Annotated in this window: 23 protein-coding genes; 12 read left to right on the top strand and 11 right to left on the bottom strand. The window is 71.4% G+C overall.

Features of this window, described 5'->3' with window-relative positions:
• Nucleotides 1-172: 172 nt before the first annotated feature.
• Together ACIRHA_RS15385 and ACIRHA_RS15390 are read right to left on the bottom strand one after the other, a co-directional pair.
• A complete protein-coding gene (locus tag ACIRHA_RS15385) occupies nt 173-976 on the bottom strand; it encodes an enoyl-CoA hydratase-related protein (RefSeq protein WP_403845023.1) in 804 nt (267 codons plus the stop codon).
• The gene (locus ACIRHA_RS15390; protein ID WP_403845026.1) at nt 973-2376 is read right to left on the bottom strand and encodes an MFS transporter; all 1404 of its coding nucleotides are present in this window, start codon (nt 2374-2376) and stop codon (nt 973-975) included. Before ACIRHA_RS15390 ends, ACIRHA_RS15385 begins: the two co-directional genes overlap by 4 nt.
• Before the next feature lie 160 nt (nt 2377-2536).
• On the opposite strand from ACIRHA_RS15390, the gene ACIRHA_RS15395 reads away from it, so the two are divergent.
• Both ACIRHA_RS15395 and ACIRHA_RS15400 read left to right on the top strand, forming a co-directional pair.
• A complete protein-coding gene (locus ACIRHA_RS15395) occupies nt 2537-3487 on the top strand; it encodes an alpha/beta fold hydrolase (protein ID WP_403845029.1) in 951 nt (316 codons plus the stop codon).
• 81 nt (nt 3488-3568) lie between these two features.
• A complete protein-coding gene (locus ACIRHA_RS15400) occupies nt 3569-4237 on the top strand; it encodes a TetR/AcrR family transcriptional regulator (RefSeq protein WP_403845032.1) in 669 nt (222 codons plus the stop codon).
• Here ACIRHA_RS15400 and ACIRHA_RS15405 read toward each other — a convergent pair.
• Nucleotides 4195-4797 (bottom strand): PadR family transcriptional regulator, encoded by a 603-nt coding sequence (locus ACIRHA_RS15405; protein ID WP_403845035.1) that lies wholly within the window; start codon nt 4795-4797, stop codon nt 4195-4197. The genes ACIRHA_RS15400 and ACIRHA_RS15405 overlap by 43 nt on opposite strands.
• Nucleotides 4798-4888: 91 nt before the next feature.
• On the opposite strand from ACIRHA_RS15405, the gene ACIRHA_RS15410 reads away from it, so the two are divergent.
• The 3 genes from ACIRHA_RS15410 (at nt 4889) to ACIRHA_RS15420 (ending at nt 8358) form a co-directional block, all read left to right on the top strand.
• The gene (locus ACIRHA_RS15410; RefSeq protein WP_403845037.1) at nt 4889-5290 is read left to right on the top strand and encodes a nuclear transport factor 2 family protein; all 402 of its coding nucleotides are present in this window, start codon (nt 4889-4891) and stop codon (nt 5288-5290) included.
• A 176-nt stretch (nt 5291-5466) separates the two neighbouring features.
• The gene (locus ACIRHA_RS15415; protein ID WP_403845040.1) at nt 5467-7812 is read left to right on the top strand and encodes a molybdopterin cofactor-binding domain-containing protein; all 2346 of its coding nucleotides are present in this window, start codon (nt 5467-5469) and stop codon (nt 7810-7812) included.
• Nucleotides 7813-7881: 69 nt separating this feature from the next.
• Complete coding sequence (locus ACIRHA_RS15420; RefSeq protein WP_403845042.1) at nt 7882-8358, top strand: (2Fe-2S)-binding protein; 477 nt, start codon at nt 7882-7884, stop codon at nt 8356-8358.
• Nucleotides 8359-8408: 50 nt separating this feature from the next.
• On the opposite strand, the gene ACIRHA_RS15425 is transcribed toward ACIRHA_RS15420, so the two are convergent.
• Entirely contained in the window at nt 8409-8840 is a 432-nt protein-coding gene (locus ACIRHA_RS15425; protein WP_403845045.1) for a Zn-ribbon domain-containing OB-fold protein, read from the bottom strand.
• Nucleotides 8841-8974: 134 nt separating this feature from the next.
• Nucleotides 8975-9703 (bottom strand): TetR family transcriptional regulator, encoded by a 729-nt coding sequence (locus tag ACIRHA_RS15430; protein WP_403845048.1) that lies wholly within the window; start codon nt 9701-9703, stop codon nt 8975-8977.
• Between the two features lie 127 nt (nt 9704-9830).
• Between ACIRHA_RS15430 and ACIRHA_RS15435 the strand changes: the two genes are divergently transcribed.
• Complete coding sequence (locus ACIRHA_RS15435; RefSeq protein WP_403845050.1) at nt 9831-10619, top strand: electron transfer flavoprotein subunit beta/FixA family protein; 789 nt, start codon at nt 9831-9833, stop codon at nt 10617-10619.
• Nucleotides 10620-10679: 60 nt separating this feature from the next.
• A complete protein-coding gene (locus ACIRHA_RS15440) occupies nt 10680-11642 on the top strand; it encodes an electron transfer flavoprotein subunit alpha/FixB family protein (RefSeq protein ID WP_403845053.1) in 963 nt (320 codons plus the stop codon).
• A 33-nt stretch (nt 11643-11675) separates the two neighbouring features.
• Here the strand turns inward: ACIRHA_RS15440 and ACIRHA_RS15445 are convergent, their stop codons facing one another.
• Together ACIRHA_RS15445 and ACIRHA_RS15450 are read right to left on the bottom strand one after the other, a co-directional pair.
• Nucleotides 11676-12248, bottom strand: coding sequence for a hypothetical protein (locus ACIRHA_RS15445; RefSeq protein ID WP_403845055.1), 573 nt, complete (start codon nt 12246-12248; stop codon nt 11676-11678).
• Between the two features lie 189 nt (nt 12249-12437).
• Nucleotides 12438-12896 carry a cyclic nucleotide-binding domain-containing protein gene (locus ACIRHA_RS15450; protein ID WP_403845058.1) on the bottom strand — a complete coding sequence of 153 codons (459 nt, stop codon included), beginning with the start codon at nt 12894-12896 and terminating at the stop codon, nt 12438-12440.
• A gap of 225 nt (nt 12897-13121) precedes the next feature.
• Here ACIRHA_RS15450 and ACIRHA_RS15455 point away from each other — a divergent pair, with 225 nt between their 5' ends.
• Nucleotides 13122-14252 (top strand): D-alanyl-D-alanine carboxypeptidase family protein, encoded by a 1131-nt coding sequence (locus ACIRHA_RS15455; RefSeq protein WP_403845060.1) that lies wholly within the window; start codon nt 13122-13124, stop codon nt 14250-14252.
• Nucleotides 14252-14899: a class F sortase gene (locus ACIRHA_RS15460; protein ID WP_403845062.1), complete on the top strand. Its 648-nt coding sequence runs from the start codon at nt 14252-14254 to the stop codon at nt 14897-14899. Before ACIRHA_RS15455 ends, ACIRHA_RS15460 begins: the two co-directional genes overlap by 1 nt.
• Before the next feature lie 24 nt (nt 14900-14923).
• Here ACIRHA_RS15460 and ACIRHA_RS15465 read toward each other — a convergent pair whose 3' ends face one another.
• A complete protein-coding gene (locus tag ACIRHA_RS15465; protein WP_403845065.1) occupies nt 14924-15292 on the bottom strand; it encodes an ArsR/SmtB family transcription factor in 369 nt (122 codons plus the stop codon).
• A 156-nt stretch (nt 15293-15448) separates the two neighbouring features.
• On the opposite strand from ACIRHA_RS15465, the gene ACIRHA_RS15470 reads away from it, so the two are divergent.
• Nucleotides 15449-16795, top strand: coding sequence for an MFS transporter (locus ACIRHA_RS15470; RefSeq protein ID WP_403845067.1), 1347 nt, complete (start codon nt 15449-15451; stop codon nt 16793-16795).
• A 266-nt stretch (nt 16796-17061) separates the two neighbouring features.
• Here ACIRHA_RS15470 and ACIRHA_RS15475 read toward each other — a convergent pair whose 3' ends face one another.
• The gene (locus tag ACIRHA_RS15475) at nt 17062-17412 is read right to left on the bottom strand and encodes an ANTAR domain-containing protein (protein ID WP_403845070.1); all 351 of its coding nucleotides are present in this window, start codon (nt 17410-17412) and stop codon (nt 17062-17064) included.
• 208 nt (nt 17413-17620) lie between these two features.
• On the opposite strand from ACIRHA_RS15475, the gene ACIRHA_RS15480 reads away from it, so the two are divergent.
• Both ACIRHA_RS15480 and ACIRHA_RS15485 read left to right on the top strand, forming a co-directional pair.
• Nucleotides 17621-18787: an acyl-CoA dehydrogenase family protein gene (locus tag ACIRHA_RS15480; protein WP_403845072.1), complete on the top strand. Its 1167-nt coding sequence runs from the start codon at nt 17621-17623 to the stop codon at nt 18785-18787.
• Between the two features lie 3 nt (nt 18788-18790).
• Nucleotides 18791-19528 carry a FadR/GntR family transcriptional regulator gene (locus ACIRHA_RS15485; RefSeq protein WP_403845075.1) on the top strand — a complete coding sequence of 246 codons (738 nt, stop codon included), beginning with the start codon at nt 18791-18793 and terminating at the stop codon, nt 19526-19528.
• Nucleotides 19529-19594: 66 nt separating this feature from the next.
• Here the strand turns inward: ACIRHA_RS15485 and ACIRHA_RS15490 are convergent, their stop codons facing one another.
• Nucleotides 19595-20854 carry an amidohydrolase family protein gene (locus ACIRHA_RS15490; RefSeq protein WP_403845077.1) on the bottom strand — a complete coding sequence of 420 codons (1260 nt, stop codon included), beginning with the start codon at nt 20852-20854 and terminating at the stop codon, nt 19595-19597.
• The gene (locus ACIRHA_RS15495) at nt 20848-21891 is read right to left on the bottom strand and encodes a CoA transferase (RefSeq protein WP_403845079.1); all 1044 of its coding nucleotides are present in this window, start codon (nt 21889-21891) and stop codon (nt 20848-20850) included. The genes ACIRHA_RS15490 and ACIRHA_RS15495 overlap by 7 nt, the downstream gene beginning before the upstream one ends.
• Nucleotides 21892-21971: the final 80 nt, after the last annotated feature.

A 21971-nucleotide genomic window follows, 5' to 3' on the forward strand; every position in this document is an offset into this window, starting at 1 on the left:
CCCTGCGGCGATTGAGCAGGCCTTTCAAGCCCCTGCGGCGATTGAGCAGCGGGGTCCGGGGCAGAGCCCCGATCTTTCGGGCCCCGCCGGCGGTGAGCACTTTCAGCCCCGCCGGCGCTTGAGGCGCGGGGCCCGGGGCAGAGCCCCGCGCCGGGGTGACCGCAACAACCGCTCAGGCCGGCCCCAACGGCCGAAACACCGGCTCCCGCCCCTCCAGATAACTCCGCACACCCTCCCCCGCATCGGCCCGCCCGAACGACTCCTCCATCAACACCTCCGCCTCCCGAGCAGCCGCCTCGAAGTCCATGTCGAACGCCCCGCCGAGCTGCCGCTTCATCACACTCATCGACGTCGGCGACGACCACGTCGCCAGCTCCGTGGCGTAGGCGACCGCCTCGTCGAGCAACGCGTCCCGTTCGACGACCCGGTTCACGAGCCCCATCTCGTACGCCTCCGTGCCGCGCACCACCCGCCCCGAGAACAACAGATCCGCCGCCCGCGCCAGCCCGACGATCCGCGGCAGCAGCCACGCGATCCCGTACTCGGCGATCAGCCCACGCCGCGCGAACGACGTGGTGAACTTGGCGTCCGGCGCGGCGAACCGGATGTCGCAGTACAGGGCCTCGACGAGGCCCAGCCCCGCCGCCGCCCCGTTGATCGCGCCGATCAGCGGCTTGCGCAGGCTCAGCGGGAACCAACGGGGCCGCTCCCTCTTCGGCCGCTCACCACTCCCCGCGTCGGCGGAGCCGATCCGCTCCAGCTCGGCCATGTCGGCGCCCGCGCAGAACCCGCGGCCCGCCCCGGTCACGACGACCGCGCGCACCTCGGGGTCGGCCTCCGCCTCGTCGAGGAGCGCGAAGTAGCGGTCCTCCAGCTCATTGGTCCAGGCGTTGAGCCGGTCCGGGCGGTTGAGTGTCACCACGGTCACGGCGCCGCGCCGCTCGGCGTACACCAGGTCCTGGTCGGTGGTCGTCACGATCGCGCTCCTTCCGCGGCGGCCGGAGCCCCCGGCACCGCTGTCGGGTCCTCGCGCACCTCGCGCGGGTTCGTCTCGCGCAGCACCCAGGCGCAGCCGAAGGTGAGCAGGCCCATCACCCCGATGAACACGGACACCCAGGTGGTGCCTCCGGTGCCGCCGATGATCGCGGTCATGATGAGCGGGGTGCCGCCGCTGATGGTCAGGGCGGCGATCTGGTAGGCGAGCGAGGCCCCGGAGTAGCGCACCCGCGGCTCGAAGAGTTCGCCGATGTAGGCGGCGAGCGGCCCGTACGTGAGGGACTGGCCGAACCCGCCGATCAGCACGGCGACGCCGAGCCACAGCAGCGAACCGGTGTTGACCAGCCAGAAGTAGGGGAACGCCCACAGCACGATGATGGCCGCACCGACCAGAATGGCGGGCCGTCGCCCCACCCGGTCGGACAGCCATCCCGACCAGAGCACGAACAGGGCACCGACCGCGGTCACCGGCATCGCGACCAGGAGGATGGAGTCCTTGTCGAGGCCGAGGTGCTCGGCGGCGTAGCTGATGACACCGGCGATGCTGATGTAGAAGAGGCAGTTGGTGCCGGCGAGGAGTCCGGCCGCGAGCAGCACGGTGCGCCACTTGGTGCGGATCACCTCGACGACGGGGGCCCGCGCCACCTTCTCCTTGTCGCTCTTCGCCGCGGCCTGTTCGGACATCTGCCGGAACTCGGGCGAGTCCTCCACCTTGTTCTGTACATACATCACGACGGGCAGCAGCACGGCGCTCACCAGGAACGGGATGCGCCATCCCCAGCTCATGAACGCCTCGTCCGAGGTGATCGCGCTCGCCAGCAGGAAGACCCCGTTGCCGAGGAACACACCGAGCGAGACACCCATCTGCCCGAAGGTGCCCGCGTACCCCTTGCGTTTCGGTGACGAGGACTCGGTGAGCAGCAGTGCGATGCCGCCCCACTGGGCGCCGCAGGCGAGGCCCTGAAGGAAGCGGAGCAGCACCAGGAGCAGCGGTGCCGCGGCGCCGATGACCCCGGCGCCCGGCAGGCAGCCGATCAGGAACGTACAGGCGCCCATCAGCGCCATGGAGATGACGACCATCGCCTTGCGGCCGTGCCGGTCGCCGAGGTGTCCCGCGACGACGCCGCCGATCGGCCGGGCGAGGAAGCCCGCCCAGAAGGTGCTGAACGACAGCAGGGTGCCGGTGAGCGCCGACGAGTCGGGGAAGAAGACGTGCGGGAAGACCAGCGCGGCGGCGGTCCCGTAGAGAAAGAAGTCGTACCACTCGATGGAACTGCCGATGAGTCCCGCGGCGAGCAGCTTGCCCGAGGCGCGCGCCGGAGGTGTCTCGGCGGCTGTCTGCTCGGCGCCATTTCGGGGCTGTGCGGTGGGCGGATTCACGTGCGGGGCTCCTCCGTCGTCCAAACATGTCACGACCGCTGCGGCCCTGCGGCCGCCCCCTGTATATTTGAACCCAACGTCAACTTCAATACCTTGAACACGCCCTTGAGCAGGGCCTGTTCAAGTTGTCACCCGGTGCCGAGATCGAGGAGTGGCCCACATGAGTACGTCCGCAGCCATGGCCGAGTGGAAGCGCGTGAGTGCGCGACAGCTCGATGTGAACGGGATCTCGCTGCGCGTCTTCGAGCACGGCCCGGCGGAGACCGGCCAGCACGACAAGCCACTGGTGGTGCTCTGCCACGGCTTCCCGGAGCTGGCCTTCTCGTGGCGCCACCAGGTGCTCGCACTCGGCGCGGCGGGGTACCGGGTGCTCGCCCCGGACATGCGCGGGTTCGGCGGCAGCTCGCGGCCCGATGATGCCGACGCGTACGACACGCTCACCGTCTGCGCGGACCTCGTCCGGCTGCTCGATGCCGTGGGCGCGGACGACGCCGTGTTCGTGGGGCACGACTGGGGTTCGATGGTGGTGTGGCAGATGGCCCTGGCGCACCCGGAGCGGGTGCGGGGCGTGGTGGGGATGAGTGTGCCGGCGACTCCGCGCTCCCCCGTGGCGCCCGTGCCCGTCATGCGCCGGCGGCTCGGTGACGCGTTCTACATCGTGTGGTTCCAGGAGCCGGGTGCCGCCGACCGCGCCCTCGCGCAGAACGTGCGCAGGACGCTGGTGACGCGGGAGATCTGGTCGGCCGAGTGGGCCGAGCGCCCGGACGAGAACTTCCCGCCGGCACCATGGCTGAGCGAGGAGGAACTCGCCTACTACGTAACGGAGTTCGAGCGCACCGGCTTCACCGGCGGCCTCAACTACTACCGGAACATGGACCGCACCTGGGAGCTGACGGAGCATCTCGCCGGACGCACCATCGACTGCCCCTCGCTGTTCGTCACCGGATCCGCCGACCCGGTGGCCCGGTTCATGCCCGCCGACCGCCTTGAGGAGGTGCTGACCGATCTGCGCGGGCGGGTCGTGCTCGACGGGGCGGGGCACTGGATCCAGCAGGAGCGGGCCGACGAGGTCAGCGCCGCTCTCCTGGAGTTCCTCGCGGGTGTCGGCTGATACGATCCGCAGCCACCGGTGGGTGCACACCTCCTGACGGATGCTCGTCCACCAGTGGAAACACGAACGAAGGGACCCGCGTTGGCTGCCCAGGCCCCGGCCGCAGACGGCGGACAGAAGCAACCCATCACACCACGCAGCGCCCGCGGCGTCCGCACGCGCAACGCGCTGGTCGTCGCCGCCCGTGAGGTGTTCGAGCGCGACGGGTACCTCGACGCCCGGATCACGGACATCTCCAAAGCCGCGCATGTCGCGTCCGGCTCGTTCTACACGTACTTCAACAGCAAGGAAGAGATCTTCCAGGCGCTCGTCGCGCAGGTGCAGGAGGAAATGCTCCACCCGCATCTGCGCGAGCGCACCGGCATCACGGATCCACGCGAAATGATCGACGCGTCGAACCGCGAGTACCTGCGCGCATACAAGAAGAACGCCCACCTCATGGCGCTCTTCGAGCAGGTCGCCCAGGTCGACGAGACGTTCAAGCAGTTGCGCATCGACCGGGGCAACGCGTTCGCGCGCCGCAACGCCAAGCTGATCCGCTCGCTGCAGGACTCCGGCGCGGCCGACCCGGCCCTCGACCCACTGGTGACCGCGCACGCGCTGTCCGTAATGGTGAGCCGCATGGCGTACCTGGTGTTCGTCCTCGGCCAGCGGATCCCGTACGAGAAGCTGGTGACGACGCTCAACAAGATCTGGGAGAACGGGCTTCAGCTCAAGGAGCCCGAGGCCTCCGGGGAGCCGAAAGCCTGAGCCGCGCGGGCGGCGCGGCGCTCCAGGATCTCCAGGACTCGCCGCCCCCAGCGCAGGTTCTCCTCCTCGAAGGAGATGCCGCGCAGCAGCGTCAGATACGGTCCGACGCGCTCTCCGTCGGCCAGGAAGTCCTCTTCGCCCAGCTCACCGAGCAGATGCCGCCGCACCCGCTCGTAGCGGGCGAGTTTCCCGCGCGCCCAGTCCATGCGCTCCTCGATGTGCGCGCGGACGGCGTCGAGTTCGCCGACGTCGACGGCCTGCACCTTCACCATGAGTTCGTCGCGCAGCGCGAGCGGCTTGGGCTGCTGCCGCGTGAACGCCGCCAGGTCGGCGCGGCCGGCCCCGGACAGCGTGAACATCCGCTTGTTGGGCCTGCGCTCCTGCGGTACCACCCGCGCGTCGATCAGCCCGTCGGCGGTCAGCCGCTCCAGCTCCCGGTAGAGCTGCTGGGGCGTCGCCGCCCAGAAGTTCGACACCGAGACGTCGAAGATCTTCGCCAGGTCGTACCCGGAGGCCTCGCCCTCAAGGAGTGCGGACAGGACGGCGTACTTGAGCGACATGTGGACACCATACAGCGATGCGATTACTGTCACCCGCACCTATTCAACTTGTTGCCTATGTACGCGATGGGCGAGGAACGAGGTGGCACCCATGCATCCCTTCCGTGCAGCCGTGGAAAAGGACGATCTCGACGCCGTCGAGGCCATGCTGGCCGAGGACGTGGTCTTCACCAGCCCCGTCGTGTTCAAGCCGTATCCCGGCAAGGCGATCACTGCGGCCATCCTCCGTGCCGTCACCCGCGTCTTCGAGGACTTCCGCTACGTGCGGGAGATCGGCGACGCCGACGGGCGGGACCACGTCCTCGTCTTCGAGGCGCGGGTCGGCGACCGGAAGATCACCGGCGCCGACTTCCTGCACTTCGACGAAGACGGACTGATCGACGACTTCATGGTGATGGTGCGCCCGCTCTCCGCCGCGCAGGCGCTCGCCGAGGCGATGGGCGCCCAGTTCGACCGGATCGCCGAGGAGGCGGCGCAGACCGACGGCTCCTGAGGCGCAGGCGCACCAAGTGTGACGGTCCTGTGGACCAGCGGCGAGGAACATGCCGTGTCCATGTCGGACGCGCGGGCGACGTGCCAGGCTCCGCCGTGGTGCCGGGCCGATCCTGCCCGAGGGCCTGATCCAAACGACAGGCCCCAGCGCCCGCCCGCGTTCCGGAGGACCGCCCCATGGCCGAGCAGAGTCGCTCACCGCAAGCCGAGGAACCGTCGACATCCGCCGAACCGGGGCGGCGCAGAGTGCTCGCGTATCTGCTGGCCGCGCCGACGCTCGCGGTGGGCGCCCGGTTCGCCGCGGACACCGCGGACCCGGCCGAGGCCGAGGCGTCGGTGCCTTCGCCGCCGCAGCCGGAGGAGCTCTTCGACCTCGGTGACATGCAGAACCTCGCGGCGGCCCCTACCTCGGGCCTGATCACCGTGCGCGTGCACGAGGACGGCAGCGCCTCGTTCGCGGTGCCGCGGGCCGAGGTCGGACAGGGCATGACGACCGCGGTGGCGATGATGATCGCGGAGGAGTTGGACCTGCCGCTCGACTCCGTGCGGGTCTCCCTGGCCGACGCCCGCCCCGAGTTGCTGATGAACCAGCTCACCGGTGGCTCCAACTCGATGCGCAGCATCTACCGGCCCGTGCGCACCGCGGCCGCCCTCGCCCGGCAGCGGCTCATCGCCACGGCGGCCCGGCAGTGGGGCGTCGCGGCCTCGGAACTGAGCACTCACGAGGGCATCGTGTCCCACGGCTCCGGTTCCTCGGCGAAGCGCGCCGCTTACGGCTCCCTCGCGAAGGCGGCGGCGAGTGGGCAATCGCTGGAGGTGGCCGCGGCGCCGCTGAAGGAGCGGTCCGAGTTCAAGGTGCTCGGCACGCCGCAGAACCGTGTCGACGCACTGGAAGCCGTCACCGGGCGCAAGAAGTTCGGCATGGACTACGCGGTACCCGACGCCAAGCCCGCCATGGTGCGCAGGCCGCCGACGCTCGGCGGGACCGTACGGGCCGTGCGCAACGCGGAGGCCGTGCGGCGGATGCCCGGCATCACGGACGTGGCGGAGCTGAAGCACGGCGTCGCGGTGCGCGGCGAGACGTTCGGCCAATGCATCGACGCGCTACGGGAGTTGGACGTCGACTGGGGGCCAGGCGATGTGGACGGCGAGTCCGACGACTCGGTGGAGCGCAAGCTCAAGGCGGCCACTCCCCCGATGATCGTGCCGCCGGTCCTGACGAAGAAACTCGACGCCGAATTCACTTTCGCGTTCGCCAGCAACAGCCCGCTGGAGCCGGACAACGCCATCGCCGACGTGCGCGACGGGCGAGCCGAGATCTGGTCGAGCCTGAAGGTGCCGATCGTCGCCCAGCGCGACATCGCGACCCGGCTCGGCCTGCCGCAGCACGCGGTGACGGTGCATGTGGTGGAGGGTGGCGGCTCGTTCGGCCGGCATCTGTTCCACGACGTCGCGGCCGAGGCGGCGGAGATCTCGCAGAAGATGGGCAAGCCGGTCAAGCTGTCCTGGTCGCGCACCGACAGCTTCCGGCACGGCCGCGCCCATCCGATGTCCGTCTCGCGCGTGCGCGCCACGTACACCGGCAAGGAAGTGCTCAGCTACGAGCAGCGGCACGCCAGTTCGCAGACCGACTTCGGGCACGGGCTCGGCGAGATGATCACGTCGACGGCCGCGAAGCTGCCCGTGGCAGGCAATCTCACCTTCGCCGAGACCATCTTCACGCTCACCCAGACCACCCCGTACGACTTCGGTGTCACCACGCAGCTGCTCAGCGAGGTGCCACTCAAGTTCGCGACGGGCAGCATGCGCAACATCTACTCGCCGAACGTGGCGTGCGCGCGCGAGCTGATGGTCGACGAGCTGGCGCGGAGGATGGACCGGGACCCGGTGGAGTTCCGGCGTTCGTTCCTCAAGGACGAGCGGCTGCGCGCCGTCCTCGACAAGGCGGCCGGGGAGGGCGAGTGGGGCCGGTCGCTGCCCGACGGTGTGGCGCAGGGAATCGCCCTGCACACCGAGTACCGGGGCGCCGTCGCGATCCTCACCGAGATCGACTGCCGCCCGGAGACCGTCGGCCGCGAGGTCAGGGACGGGGTGACCGGGCCGCGGGTCACCAAGGCGCTGATCGTGGTGGACGCCGGGTTCGCGATCAACCCACGGGGCCTGGGCGCGCAGATGATGGGCTGCTTCAACGACGGCCTCGCCATGGCGCTCACCTCCAGCCTTCACATCGAGGACGGCCTTCCGCTGGAGGGCAGCTGGGACAACTACTTCTATACGCGGCAGTGGAACACCCCGCCCGAACTCCGGGTGATCGTGATGCCGAACACCGGCGAAAAGCCTTCAGGTGCCGGGGAGTTGGGCGTCGCTCCCGCCTTCGCCGCCGTCGCGTGCGCCTACGCGCGGGCGACCGGCACGCTGCCGACGCGCTTCCCCATCGACCACGCGCAGCTCGCGTTCGAGCCGCTGCCGCGCGAGCCGTCGACACCGCAGTCGCCGACGGACGGGCTCGACCGGGCGTACTGATCCGGGCACACCGGTTCGGACCCATGAGCCGCTGACCTCCCCCGACTACCGAGGAGACCTGATACCCCGATGCCGCGCCACACTTTCACGCTGAACGGCGAGCGGATCACCGTCGAGGCAGAGGACGACGTACGACTGCTGTGGGTCCTGCGCGATCTGCTCGGCGTCACCGGCCCCAAGTACGGCTGCGGGATCGGCGTCTGCCAGGCCTGCACGTCTCACATCAACGGCAAGGCGTTCAACCCGTGTTCGGTACCCGTGTCGCGGATCGGCCCGGACGACGAGGTGACGACGATCGAGGGACTGCCGGCCACCGTCGGCCGCGAGCTGCACCCGATGCAGGAGGCCTGGCTGGAGCGCGACGTGGCGCAGTGCGGCTACTGCCAGCCGGGCCAGATCATGGCCGCCGTCGCCACCGTGCGCAAGGTACGGGAAGAGGGCCGTGAGATCACCGAGGCGGACCTCGACGCGATCCGCAACGTGTGCCGCTGCGGCACCTACAACCGGATCCGCGAGGCGATCAAGTCGGGGGCGCGGGCCATGTGAGACGGCCCGCGCGGCCGGGGTCGACGCACGTCACGGTCGGCGGTCCCCGGTCAGCGCAGGTCGTAGTCGACGGTGAAGTCGTCCTCGAGCTCGAAGAAGACCTCGCCGGAGTCGGCGGCCGCGTTGGCCACGGGGCGCACGGTGGCGCCGAGCCACACCATGTGCGGAGCGGTGCCCACGATGCGGCAGGGCACGATGAAGTCCTCGGGGAAGCGGACGAGCGCCTCGTTGCGCGCGACTCCGGTGCCGCGGTTCACGACGCGGGACTGGACCACGACGCCGGGGCCCGCGCTGTGCTCGGTCTTCAGCTCGCTCGACGCGCAGACCGGACAGAGCAGCCGCCGGAAGGACGGGGTGCGGCACCAACGGCAGCGCTGGTACGGGAATCCCGCGTCGGCGTCGGCACCGTCCGCGCCACTCTTGGCGCTCCCGACACCCTTCGGCCCCATGACACCGATGCCGCTCGTGAACGTCCCTGACATCACTGACATCCTTCGGCCTCCCGCACTCGCCGGCGCGCGCCGGGCGGCGGTGCCTCGACGCCCCACCAGCGTATGACACTCAGTGCCAGCCAGTAAAGACACTGAGTACCATCAACTTGCTTCGGATTCCGGTCTCAGCCGTCCCGCAGCGCCGATTCCACCCGCTGGATGACCCGCCACATCGGTGCCCCCTTGGTCGCCACCATCACGACGACGTCCTCCGGTTGGGGCTCCGGCGCGGCCACAGCGGCACCACCCTCGCCCCACGTCCGTCGTACGAGCCCGAGCGCGCGGTCCACCGCGTCCTCGGCGTCACCCTCGCCGCCCGAACGCAGCCAGGAACGCAGGCCGTTGTTGTGCGCGGCGACGACGGACGCGGCCACCACCTCGGCGCGCAGCGCACCGTCCGCCGCATCCGCCCAGCGCTGCCGCAGATACCCGGCGAGCATCCGCTCGTAGCGCCGCACGACGGACAGCTCGTACGTCCGGAGTCCCGGCACCTCGCGGGTCAACTTGTAGCGCTGCACGGAGAATTCGGGGTTCGTGGAGTACACGCGCAGCACCAGGCACGCGGCGTCGCACACCACGTCGACGGCATCGCTCTCGTCGCTCGCGGCCTCCAGGAAGGCCGTCATGTCGGCGAGACAGCTCTCGTGGTCCGGGAAGACCGCGTCCTCCTTGGACGGGAAGTAGCGGAAGAACGACCGCCGCCCCACCCCGGCCCGCGCCACGATGTCATCCACGGTCGTCCGCTCGAACCCGCGCTCCAGGAACAGCTGGAACGCCGCTTCGGCCAGCACCTCCCGCATGGGTGCCTTCTTCTGTGACCCGGTGGAACCGGTGACCTCGCGCGCCTCGCTCATGCCGGGAACGTAACACCGGACGAGCCCCTCTGGCACTAGGTACCTTTACAGAGGGAACTGAGTGCCATACGTTGGGGGCAGTAGTTGGACGACTGCAGTACGACAGCAGGGCAGTGGAGGAGTCGGCGTGAGCTTGAGGATCGTTGTCACCGTGAAGTACGTGCCGGACGCCACGGGCGACCGGGGTTTCGCCGATGACCTGACGTTGGACCGTGACGATGTCGATGGTCTGCTGTCGGAGCTCGATGAGTACGCGGTGGAGCAGGCGCTGCAGATCTCGGAGAACTCCGATGACGACGTGGAGATCACCGTGTTGACGGTGGGCCCGGAGGACGCCAAGGACGCGCTGCGCAAGGCGCTGTCGATGGGTGCGGACAAGGCCATCCACGTGGAGGACGACGACCTGCACGGCACGGACGCGATCGGCACCTCGCTGGTGTTGGCGAAGGCGATCGAGAAGGCCGGCTACGACCTGGTGGTCTCGGGCATGGCGTCCACGGACGGCACCGCCGGCATCGTGCCCGCGCTGGTTGCCGAGCGGCTGGGGGTGCCGCAGGTGACGCTGCTCTCCGAGGTCGCCGTCGCCGACGGTGTCGTCAAGGGCCGTCGTGACGGTGACACCGCCTCCGAGCAGCTGGAGGCTTCGCTTCCGGCCGTGGTGTCGGTGACGGACCAGTCCGGTGAGGCGCGTTACCCCTCGTTCAAGGGGATCATGGCGGCGAAGAAGAAGCCGGTCGAGGCGTGGGACCTGGACGACCTGGACCTGGAGGCCGGGCAGGTCGGCCTGGAGGGTGCGTGGACGAAGGTCGCCTCGGCGGATGAGCGTCCGGCGCGGACCGCGGGCACGATCGTCAAGGACGAGGGCGAGGGCGGCAAGCAGCTCGCCGAGTACCTCGCGGGCCAGAAGTTCATCTGAGCTTCCCGCCCACCCATTCCGTCGCCCAAGTTCTTTGTGATTGCAGGAGATTGAAGTCCCATGGCTGAAGTTCTGGTCTTTGTCGACCACGTGGACGGTGCCGTCCGCAAGCCCACCCTGGAGCTGCTCACGCTGGCCCGCCGGATCGGTGACCCGGTCGCCGTCGCGCTGGGCAACGGCGCCGGCGACACCGCCGCCGCGCTGGCCGAGCACGGCGCCGTGAAGGTGCTCACGCATGAGGCCGCCGAGTACGCCGACTACCTGGTCGTGCCGAAGGTGGACGCGCTGCAGGCCGCCTACGAGCAGGTGTCCCCGGCGGCCGTGCTGGTGCCGTCCTCCGCGGAGGGCAAGGAGATCGCCGCGCGTCTGGCGCTGCGTATCAAGTCGGGCATCATCACCGACGCGGTCGACCTGGAGGCCGGCGACGGCGCCCCCATCGCCACCCAGTCGGTGTTCGCCGCCTCGTACACCACCAAGTCGACGGTCACGTCGGGCACGCCGGTGATCACCGTCAAGCCCAACTCCGCCCCGGTGGAGGCCGCCCCGGCCGCCGGCACCGTCGAGGCCCTCACGGTCGCCTTCTCCGCGCAGGCGGCCGGCACGAAGGTCACCTCGCGTACCCCGCGTGAGGCGACGGGGCGTCCGGACCTGACCGAGGCCGCGATCGTGGTCTCCGGTGGCCGCGGCGTCAACGGCGCCGAGAACTTCTCGGTCATCGAGGCGCTCGCCGACTCCCTGGGCGCGGCCGTGGGCGCCTCGCGTGCCGCCGTGGACGCGGGCTGGTACCCGCACTCCAACCAGGTCGGCCAGACCGGCAAGTCCGTCTCCCCGCAGCTGTACATCGCCTCCGGCATCTCGGGTGCGATCCAGCACCGCGCGGGCATGCAGACCTCGAAGACGATCGTCGCGATCAACAAGGACGCCGAAGCCCCGATCTTCGACCTCGTCGACTACGGCGTCGTCGGCGACCTCTTCGACGTCGTCCCCGCCCTCACCGAAGAGGTCAAGACCCGCAAGGGTTAAGGGACTTCGAGACTGCCGCCGCGCCCGGGGTTTTCACGCCTCCCGGGCGCGGCGGCGTGCGTAGTGCCCGGCCGCGACCAGCGCGCCGACGATGAGGACCCCGCCCAGGGCGAGTTGCGCGACGCTCAGCGTGCCCAGCGAGCCGCCGTCCCCGGCCTTGACCCCGCCCAGTTCGGTGCCGCCCCGCCCCGACACCGTGAGCGTCTGCCGCACTTCGGTTCCGCTCTCGCAGGTCACGGTGATCGGGAAGGTGCCGGACCTGGCGCCCGCGGGCACCTTGAACTGGCCCGTGACCGAGCCCTCCTGCGTCGCCGTCTGCAAGGGGAACTCGCCCGCCCCGAGGCTGTCGGCGCTCCCCGTCGCGGTCAGGTCCTCCCCGCAGGCGCTCGTGCTCGCCGTGACGCTCGCGCCCGGCCCCGGGTCGGCCGGCACCAGCTCCAGCGTCCCCGCCGTGTCGGCCACCGGCGGGCTCTCGGTCCACGCGGTGCCGGTGTCCCAGGCGGGGTCGTCGTCCGCCGCCCAGGCCGCGGCCGGGCACATCAGGGCCCCGAAGGCGAGTGCGGCCGCGGCGACGGCGGCGGTCGGCCAGGACGCGGTGCGGCCCATGCGGATCCTCTCGGCGGGCCCGGCGGCCGGACCACGGATGTGCGGGTACTCCGCGACCGATCCCACCGCGTGGACGCGCCCACCGCCTGTCGAGACGTCGAGTCGGGTGACACGAGCGCCCCTTCGGACCCTTCAGAGCCCCGCGGGTACACCCACCCGCGCCTTTCGCCCTCTGGGGCCGCCCGTACGTCAGATCCCCGCGATCCGCCCGTGCGTCCGATGCGCCTCGACCAGCTTGACGCGCGCCGACTCCAGCCGGTGCGCCATCACCTCGGCCACTGCGTGCAACACCGCCACACCCAGCGTCGGTTCCTGCTCGCACAGCACCCGAACGGCCGCGCCGTCGAACTCGTAGGCCCGCACAGGACTGAACGCCTCCGCGCCGAAGTCCCACTCGTACGGCTCGAACAGCCAGGACCAGCCCAGCAGGTCACCGGGGCCGAGCGGGTCGATGGGCAGCACGGTGCGGTCGGAGACGCGGACGTCGAGGGTGACCATCCCGGTACGGATGATCCAGAACCGGTCCGCCCGGTCCCCCTCCTCGAAGATCCGGGTGTCCTGCGCGAACGAGATCTCTTTGGCCAGCGGCATCAATCGGTCCCGGTCCGCGTGCGAGAGCCGGTTCAGGAGTCGTGTCTGGGCCGTCATGGCGGCCACCTCCACCGTCGTGTCATTCCAGCGTACGTACGTCACGTTCGTGGCCCGCCCGGCTCGGCGGGGAGGATCACGGCCGCGCCGATCGGAGCGGCCGTCACCCGAACAGCGTATTTCCGGGTGATAACGCGCGCACCTCCTGGCGCGCGTCCCCCGTGTGCGGAGGCCGTATGGCGTACGTGGAGCGCGGTCGCGCCGTGCAGGTTCTACGTTTCCGGCATGGCGTCATTCTTCCGCTTTCGCCCTGCCCTGAGCAGGGCCGTTGTCATCTGCGGCGTGTGCGCGACGGTGTCGGTCGGCACCGCCGCCGGTCCTGCGGGCGCCGACCCTCCGGTGCCCGACCCGCCCGCGCCGCCGTCCGTCTCCGCCCTGTCGTGGGAGGTCATGGACGCGGGCACCGGTGATGTTCTCGCCGCGAAGGCGCCGCACCGCAGGCTGCCGCCCGCGAGCACGCTCAAGACCCTGTTCGCCCTGACCGTGCTGCCGAAGCTGCGCCAGGACGAGGTCCACCGGGCCACGTACGGGGACCTCTCCGACGTCTCCGAGGGCAGCAGCCTCGTCGGGGTCGACGAAGGCAACCGGTACACGGTCGCCGACCTGTGGCGCGGCGTGTTCCTCAGCTCCGGCAACGACGCCGTGCACACGCTCGCCCACATGAACGGCGGCGTCTCCCGCACCGTCGCGCAGATGCAGGCGACCGCACGCCGGATCGGCGCCCGCGACACCCAGGTCCGCTCCCCCGACGGCTACGACACGCACGGCCAGTTCTCCTCGGCCCACGATCTGGCGCTGATCGCCAGGGCGGGCCTCAAGAACCACGATTTCCGGCGCTACATGGCCACGAAGTCGGCACGCTTCCCGGCGTCCGGCGGTCCGCGGGCGTTCGGCATCGAGAACACCAACCGGCTGCTCGTCGGCTCGCACGGGGTGGCACCCTATCCGGGCCTGATCGGCGTCAAGAACGGCTACACGTCGAAGGCCGGCTGCACCCTGGTCTCCGCCGCGAGCCACAACGGGCGCACGGTCCTGGTGACCGTCATGAACCCGCAGGACGAGGACTTCAACGCCGTCTACGAGGAGAGCCGAGCGCTGCTCGACTGGGGCGCGGAGGCGGCGCCGCTGCATGCACGGCAGACGGCGGTTTCCTGGCGCCCTTCGGCCCCGCGCCAGATGGCCGCGGCCGCCCGGGTTCCGGCTCCCGCCACAGGGGCCGAGGCGGCCGACACGTCGGGCGGGCTCGGCCGGCACCTCGGTGCGGCGGTCGGGCTGTTCGGCCTGGCGTGTGTGCCCGTACTCGTCGGCAGGCGCCTGCGGCGGCGACGACGCGGGGCCGGGGCCGGGGGCCGCTGATGCCTGCGATAGCCGACCCTTCGCCCGCGCTGCGGCGTCGCCGTCCCACGTGGTCCTTCCTCGCGGCGACGCTGCTGGCCGGGGTGCTGCTCGTGCACCACGGGATGTCCGGTGACGGGCCGCCGCAGCCCGAACCGGGCGCCGCGAAGCTCGGTACCGACACGCCGCCCGCCGACCCGCTGCCCGCCGCCGCCCCGCAGCGCATCCGCATCCCCGAGATCGGCGTGAACGCGCCGTTGACGCGCGTCGGCCGGGACGCGGACGGCTGGCTGGACGCGCCACCGCCGGGCAAGGCGAATCTGGCGGGCTGGTTCCCGGGCGCCGTCACACCGGGCGAGCGCGGCACGGCGGTCATCGACGGGCACGTCGACAACGCCGAGGGCCGCGCCGTCTTCTACGGGCTCGGCGCGCTCAAGAAGGGCGAGCACATCGAGATCGATCGCGGCGACGGGAAGACGGCCGTGTTCGAGATCCACGGCATCGACGTCGTCGACAAGAAGCACTTCCCGTCCCGCCGGGTCTACGGCGGCACGGGCCTGCCCGAACTCCGCGTCATCACCTGTGGCGGCACGTACAGCAAGAGCACCGGGTACGCGGGGAACGTCGTCCTGTACGGACTGCTCACCTCGGTTCGCGACCGTACGTGACATGGATACGTAACCCGGAACGGCTCAGTCGTGCGGTGCCTCTCCGGTCACCCGGTGGTCCGCGTGGCTCAGCGCCTCCGTCACCAGGCGACGCAGGTGCCCGTCGGCGAGGCGGTAGTGCATGTGGCGGCCTTCACGGCGCGCCTCGACAAGGCCCGCGAGCCGCAGCTTCGCCAGGTGCTGACTGACGGCCGTGCGCGATGCCGCGACGCGGTCGGCGAGCGAGCCCACGTCCGACTCCTCCAGGGCGAGCAGCCACAGCACGTGCAGCCGGGTCGCGTCCGACAGCAGGGCGAACACCCGTGTCGCCTCGGCGAGTCGGGCGGCGTCGGGCTCGCGCGGGTGCGCGACGGCCGCGGGTGCCGCGGTGGGGGTCGGATCGCTTGCGGGCATGGCCCCAGCCTAGGGCCTGCCGTTTGGAACGCGCCCCGGGTGCCGTTGCCTTGAAGCCCTTGCGTGAACGGTGCATCCGGCGGTTACATACTCTTTATGTGCGCAGGTGCGCACATAAAGAGTATTCTGGCGGCGCAGCCTTCGGGAGGGGCCCGCATGCTCACGGTTCTGCGCCACCGCACGTACCGCCGACTGTTCGGCGCCCAGGTCGTCGCCCTCGTCGGCACCGGTCTCGCGACGGTCGCGCTGGGGCTCCTGGCGTACGACATCGCGGGGGCGGACGCGGGCGCCGTGCTCGGCACCGCGCTCGCCATCAAGATGACGGCGTACGTACTGATCGCCCCGCTGGTGGGGACGTTCACGGAGCGACTGCCGCGACGTGCGGTGATGGTGGGTTCCGACCTGCTGCGGGCCGGTGCGGCCCTGACACTGCCCTTCGTGGACGAGGTGTGGCAGGTCTACGTCCTGGTGTTCGTGCTGCAGTCCGCCTCGGCCGTCTTCACGCCCACCTTCCAGGCGCTGATCCCGGACGTGCTGCCCGACGAACGCAACTACACGCGCGCGTTGTCGCTCGCCCGGCTCGCGTACGACATGGAGAGCCTGTTCAGTCCCGCGCTGGCCGCGCTGCTCCTGTCCGTGCTCTCGTACCACCGCCTGTTCACGGGAACGGTCCTGGGCTTCCTCGCCTCGGCCGCCCTCGTAGCCTCGACGACGCTGCCCGAGCGATTGCCCGCGCCCACGCGCGCGGGTGGTGTGTTCGCCAAGGCGACGGCCGGGACCCGCCTCTTCCTCGCGCTCCCCCAACTGCGCGCCCTGCTGGCGATGAACCTGGCCGTGGCGGCGGCGAGCGCGCTGGTGACCGTCAACTCCGTCGTCTACGTAAGGGACTTCCTGGGCCTGCCGTCCGGCGCGCTGCCGGTGGCACTGGGTGCGTACGGGGCCGGGTCGATGGCGGTGGCGCTCGTGGTGCCGCGGATGCTGGAGCGGGTGGGCGAGCGGACGGTGATGGTGCGCGGGGCGCTGGCGCTGGGTGGCGTGTTCGCCGTCGTCGGGGTCATCACGGCGGCGCACGCCGGGAGTTGGCGGGCGCCTGCGCTGTTCGCCGCCTGGGCCGCGTTCGGTGGCGGGTGCTCGATGGTGGTCACGCCGACCGGCCGGCTGGTCCGGCGGGCCGCACCGGAGCGGGAACGTACGGCGGCGTTCGCCGCGCAGTTCTCCCTGTCGCACGCGTGCTGGCTGCTCACGTACCCGCTGGCGGGGTGGCTGGGCGCACGGGCCGGTCCGGGGGCCGCGGTGGTCGGGCTCGCGGTGGTGGCCGTGGGTGCGGGGGTCGCCGCGGCTCGGTTGTGGCCGGCGGGGGTGGACGGTTCCGTCCCGGTGGAGGAGCACGAGCACGCGGGGCTGGCCGCGGACCATCCGCACGTGCGCGGCGCCGTGCGGGTCGCGGGCGGTTGGCGGCACAGTCACCGGCGGTTCGGCGACGCGCTGCACGCGACCCGCTGAGCCGGTGCCCGCGCACCGACGTCCGGCACCGAACGGGCCGGAACTCGTACAGCTGCTGCCGGACGAGGAGGTCGACGTGGTACTGAACAAAGTGGCCGAAGTGCTGGTGGATGACCGTGCGCGTCGGTCCGCGTGAAGATTCCGGGCACGTTCGCGTTAGGGCGCGCGCCTGCGTGTTACCCCGAGGGTTGGAGCCGTCAATGCTGAGGTGGCGGGTTCGGCAGTGAGCCCGCCCCGCTTCCCGGCGCAGGCCGGGAAGCGGGTCTTCACTGCGGTTCCGGCGCGGCTCCACTTCCGGTCTGCGCGCCGCGCAGGTCCAGTTGATGCTGGAGCTCGGCGCGTATCACCGGATCGAGCTCCTGCGTGCGCGGCCAGGCGACGAGCCGCAGGGCGACCAGGCGCAGCTTGACGTTGCTCCGCATGGAGATCTCCCGCAGCACGTCCCACGCCTCGGCGGGCGAGAGGCCGCCCACCGCGACCACGACTCCGATGGCCTGATCGACTTCGGCGTGCGCGGTGACGGCTTCCGTCAGCTGCTCGACCTGAGCCTCGAGACCCGCGGCGCGCGCTGTCTCCGCGTGTGCCTGAATCGCTGCGCGCCGGCGCGCCGGGAGCATCACCGTGCACCTCCAAGTACTGTGCCGGGCTTGGACATCACCCGACTACTTACCACTGCTGCCCCGCCCCGCGCACGGCAACCGTCGCCCCGGGCATGGGCCGCGCGGATGCCCGGAACGCCCCCTGTACGCACCGAGCCGCCGTCCAGTAGGTTGCCTTTCGGTCTGACCTTTGTCAGGTATGCCACTGTCCCGGAGGTGTACGCACGTGGACTTCCAGCTCACCGAGGACCAGGAGACGATCCGCAAAGCGGTCGCGGGACTGCTCCGCGATTTCGACGACGCGTACTGGAGCGCGAAGGACCAACAGCACGAGTTCCCCGAGGAGTTCTACGCCGCCGTGGCCGGGGGCGGCTGGCTGGGCCTGACGATCCCGGAGGAGTACGGCGGCCACGGCCTCGGGATCACCGAGGCCACGCTGCTCCTCGAGGAGGTGGCGCGCTCGGGCGGCGGCATGAACGCGGCGAGCGCCATCCACCTGAACATCTTCGGGATGCACCCCGTGGTCGTGCACGGTTCGGACGAACTCAAGCGGCGCACCCTCCCCCGCGTCGCCACCGGCGATCTGCACGTCTGCTTCGGCGTCACCGAGCCGGAGGCGGGGCTCGACACCACGCGGATCACCACGTTCGCGCGCCGCGAGGGCGACCATTACGTGGTCGACGGCCGCAAGGTATGGATTTCGAAGGCCATGGAGTCGGAGAAGATCCTGCTCCTGACCCGCACCACGCGCGCGGACGACGTGGCGAAGAAGACGGACGGCATGACGCTGTTCCTCACCGACCTCGACCGCGCGCACGTCGACATCCGCCCCATCGCGAAGATGGGCCGCAACGCCGTGACCTCCAACGAGCTGTTCATCGACGGCCTTCGGGTGCCCGTGGCCGACCGGGTCGGCGAGGAGGGCCAGGGCTTCAAGTACATCCTCGACGGGCTCAATCCGGAGCGGATGCTGATCGCCGCCGAGGCGCTGGGAATCGGCCGTGTGGCGCTGGAGCGCGCGGTGTCGTACGGCAATGAGCGCGAGGTGTTCGGGCGGCCGATCGGCATGAACCAGGGCCTCCAGTTCCCCCTTGCGGACTCCCTCGCCCGGCTCGACGCCGCCGAGCTGATGCTGCGCAAGGCGACGTGGCTGTACGACAACGGACGTCCGTGCGGGCGCGAGGCGAACACCGCCAAGTACCTGTGCGCGGACGCCGGTTTCGACGCCGCCGACCGGGCGTTGCAGACGCACGGCGGCATGGGGTACGCGGAGGAGTACGCGGTCGCCCGGTTCTTCCGGGAGGCCCGCCTGATGAAGATCGCTCCGGTCAGCCAGGAGATGATCCTCAACTATCTGGGCTCGCACACACTCGGCCTGCCGAGGAGCTATTGAGCCGTGGTCACCGGGAAGCCGTTCGCGCCCCTCGCGGTCCCGAAGGCGGCCGATGTCCTGGCCGCCGACATCCGGGAACGCATCCTCTCCGGCGAGCTGCCGGAGGGCTCGATGCTGCCGCCGGAACGGGAGTTGGTGGAGCGGACGGGGCTGAGCCGCGCCACGGTGCGCGAGGCGTTGCGCATTCTCCAGGTGGAGCGACTGCTGCGGATCCGTCCGGGCCGGGGCGGCGGCGCGTTCGTGCACTGTCCCGACCACGCCTCACTGGCAGGCGCAGTCGAGCTGGTGATCCGGGGCCAGCACCTCCGCCTTGACGCGCTGCACGAGACGAGGGAGGCCGTCGAGCCCGCCTGCGCCGCGCTGGCCGCGGTCCGGCGCACGGAGGACGACCTGACCCAATTGGACGCCGCACACAGCGAGTTGACGGCAGCGGGCGACGTCCCCCACTTTCTGCGCGCCAACGTGCACTGGCACACCGCGGTGGCGCGCGCGTCCGGCAACGAACTCCTCATCGGCCTCATGACGGCCCTCGCCGACGCGATCTACGCCGCCACCGACATCGAGCACTTCCTGGACGAGGACATCCGCGGTCTCACCACCCGGGCCCACGCGCGGGTCACCGAGTCGATCCGGGCCCGTGACGAGGCGGGGGCGAAACGGCGGATGGAGCGCCATGTGTGTGCGTTCGCGCGGGCGGCGGGGCGGGTCGACCGGCGGGAGGGTGTCGAGTTGGACGGGTGAAGGGATCCCAGCGGGACAGTTGCAGGGATCCCGGCGGGGCAGGTGCACGGGTCCCGGCGGGGCGGCTCACACGTACATGCTGTGGCCGCCCACAAAGGCCGTCCGTACGCAGTCGGCCGACAGGTCGTCGAGCGCCTCTTGCAGGGGTACGTGGAGCAGGCACAGGTCCGCACGGGTGCCCGGTGCCACTGTGCGCGGGGTGCCGCCGGGCGCGAGGGGCCCGCCCAGGAACAGGCCGAGCGCGGCACGCGGCGTCAGCCCTTCGGGGCCTGCCCGTCCGGCTGCCGCGCGCATCACCGCCCAGGGATCCGCCGTGCCGTACGGGGCGTCCGTGCCTGCGGCGACGGGGACGCCCGCGGCACGGAGCGTGCCGCAGCGGTACAGGTGGGGCCGGTCGTCGGCGGCCACGTCCCGCTCGTACGCGGCCGCCCGCTCCACCGGGAAGTGCGGCTGGGTGACCACGGTGACGCCGAGCCGCCGTAGCCGGTCGACGGCCTCTGCGGGGATCACCGCGCCGTGCTCGACACGGTCGCCGGGCACGCTGCCCACCTCGTCGAGGGCGAGCAGCGTGACGAAGAGCTGGACGCGGGTGACGCAGTGGACGGCGACGGGTCGGGGGCGGGCCCGGGTGATGCGCGCCGCCAGGTCGGTGGGGGTGGGGAGCGTCAGATCGTCGAGGCGGATCTTCGCGGGGGCGGCGGGGTCCAGGCCGAGGATCGTGAGGCGTTGCGGGAGAGGACGCAGGAGTGTGCGGAGGCCGGGGGCGGGGTGCGGGTCGGCGTTGGTGAATCCGGTGATGCCGCTGCCCGCTGCCCGCTGCCCGACTCCCGCCAGATCCAACGGGGTCGGCGGGATCCTGGTGCGCAGGCGTTCGTCCGAGCGCCAGAACCTGCCGTCCCCGGCGTCGTCCAGACCCGCGGCGCGCAGGGCAGCCCCGTTCCACACCCACAGCTCGCCGCTGCGGTGCTGCACCCGCACCGGCGTGTCGGCGACGAGTCGGTCGAGCACCGCGCGGTCCAGGTCGCCCGCGACGCTCTCGTGATAGCCGACGGCCCGCACCCACTCCCCCGGCGCCCCGCCCCGAAGCGCCTTCGCCAGTCCTTCGGGCCCGGCCACATCCGCGGGACCGACCCGCACGGAAGCCGTCTCGGCGGCCAGCGCGGCGAGGTGCACATGGTGGTCGTGCAGTCCCGGCAGCAGCGCGCCGCCCCGCCCGTCGATCCCCCCGCGCCCGCCGAGGCGAGCGCCTACCTCGACCACGCGCCCCGCCGCCACCCGCACGTCCACCCGGCCGAGCGCCTCGACCTCCACGTCCCGGATCAACACGGGCGGTCGCCATCCGCGCCGGCGACGTCCGCCGCGCACGCCGCCATGGCGACGTCCACGAGGTGTCCACCGCCGTCCCGCAGCGAACGGGCCGCGGCGCGGGCCGCGTAGAGACCGGTGACGGGATCGGCCAGGGCGTCACCGAGGAACACGGGTCCTGTGCCCTCCGGGGGCCACGCCACGAGTCCACCCGCCACCGCCGCGTCGTCGCCGAAGGCGATCCGGCCGTCGGCGCGCCCGTATCCGGTGACGCTCACCCACACCCGGCCGGGCCGCCCGGCGAGGAACTCGTGCGCGTCGAGCCCGGCGCGGCGCAGGGCGCGCGGGCGTGACGCCTCGATCACCAGGTCGGCGTCCGCGATCGCGGAGCGCAGCGCGGCGGGGTCGGTGAAGTCGAGGGTGACACCGCGGTGGCCTTCGTGCAGGTGCCGGTAGAAGGCGGGGCTGCCGCGGCGGGCGCCGTCGGGGCGGGTCGTGCTCTCCACCTTCAGCACGTCGGCGCCCGCGAGGCCGAGCAGGCGCGCGCACAACGGGCCCGCCCACAGCGCGGAGAAGTCCACGACGCGTACGCCGCCGGGTGTCCGCGGCTCGCTCGCGGGCCCAAGGCGTTCGCGCAGCACGGGTGGGCGGCGGCCCCGCTCCGACCCGAGGGACGCCGCCGGCACCCCCAGGAGCTGGGCCTGGCGGGCGACCTCCGCCGCTGGGCGCGCGGCCACCGCGTCCGTCAACTCACCCGCACCGCCCAGCAGGTTGAGGAGGGCGGGCAGGGCCGCATGGTCGGCGGGGCGGGCGAGGTTGACGGCCACCCAGCCGTCGGCCGCCCGCAGCAACCGGCAAGAACCACCGGCCGAGATCCACCCCGCGGTCGCGAAGCCCGCGAGCCTGGCCCGCAGGAACAGTTCCGTGTCGAGGTCGACCGGGACGCCGGTGAGTGCGGTGATGTCACGGGCGACCGTGTGAAGTGGACGTAGAGGGCCCGCCAAGAGCCGCACTCCCGTCTCCGTATCGGCCTTCGCGTGCAGATCCGTATTCTCCAAACCCGCAACCACCCTTCTCCCGCATGGATCGACAAATTACACTCGCGCCGACGCGAACGGGAGACACCCGGCAGGAGGGC

This window comes from Streptomyces sp. NPDC102360, assembly GCF_044766085.1.
In the GTDB taxonomy this organism is placed as follows: Bacteria; Actinomycetota; Actinomycetes; order Streptomycetales; family Streptomycetaceae; genus Streptomyces.

Coding starts and splice junctions, on each gene's coding strand:
- ACIRHA_RS15395 (WP_403845029.1), top strand. CDS start 2,537: ATGAGTACGTCCGCAGCCATGGCCGAGTGGAAGCGCGTGAGTGCGCGA.
- ACIRHA_RS15405 (WP_403845035.1), bottom strand. CDS start 4,797: ATGTCGCTCAAGTACGCCGTCCTGTCCGCACTCCTTGAGGGCGAGGCC.
- ACIRHA_RS15410 (WP_403845037.1), top strand. CDS start 4,889: ATGCATCCCTTCCGTGCAGCCGTGGAAAAGGACGATCTCGACGCCGTC.
- ACIRHA_RS15415 (WP_403845040.1), top strand. CDS start 5,467: ATGGCCGAGCAGAGTCGCTCACCGCAAGCCGAGGAACCGTCGACATCC.
- ACIRHA_RS15420 (WP_403845042.1), top strand. CDS start 7,882: ATGCCGCGCCACACTTTCACGCTGAACGGCGAGCGGATCACCGTCGAG.
- ACIRHA_RS15425 (WP_403845045.1), bottom strand. CDS start 8,840: ATGTCAGGGACGTTCACGAGCGGCATCGGTGTCATGGGGCCGAAGGGT.
- ACIRHA_RS15430 (WP_403845048.1), bottom strand. CDS start 9,703: ATGAGCGAGGCGCGCGAGGTCACCGGTTCCACCGGGTCACAGAAGAAG.
- ACIRHA_RS15440 (WP_403845053.1), top strand. CDS start 10,680: ATGGCTGAAGTTCTGGTCTTTGTCGACCACGTGGACGGTGCCGTCCGC.
- ACIRHA_RS15445 (WP_403845055.1), bottom strand. CDS start 12,248: ATGGGCCGCACCGCGTCCTGGCCGACCGCCGCCGTCGCCGCGGCCGCA.
- ACIRHA_RS15450 (WP_403845058.1), bottom strand. CDS start 12,896: ATGACGGCCCAGACACGACTCCTGAACCGGCTCTCGCACGCGGACCGG.
- ACIRHA_RS15455 (WP_403845060.1), top strand. CDS start 13,122: ATGGCGTCATTCTTCCGCTTTCGCCCTGCCCTGAGCAGGGCCGTTGTC.
- ACIRHA_RS15460 (WP_403845062.1), top strand. CDS start 14,252: ATGCCTGCGATAGCCGACCCTTCGCCCGCGCTGCGGCGTCGCCGTCCC.
- ACIRHA_RS15465 (WP_403845065.1), bottom strand. CDS start 15,292: ATGCCCGCAAGCGATCCGACCCCCACCGCGGCACCCGCGGCCGTCGCG.
- ACIRHA_RS15470 (WP_403845067.1), top strand. CDS start 15,449: ATGCTCACGGTTCTGCGCCACCGCACGTACCGCCGACTGTTCGGCGCC.
- ACIRHA_RS15475 (WP_403845070.1), bottom strand. CDS start 17,412: ATGCTCCCGGCGCGCCGGCGCGCAGCGATTCAGGCACACGCGGAGACA.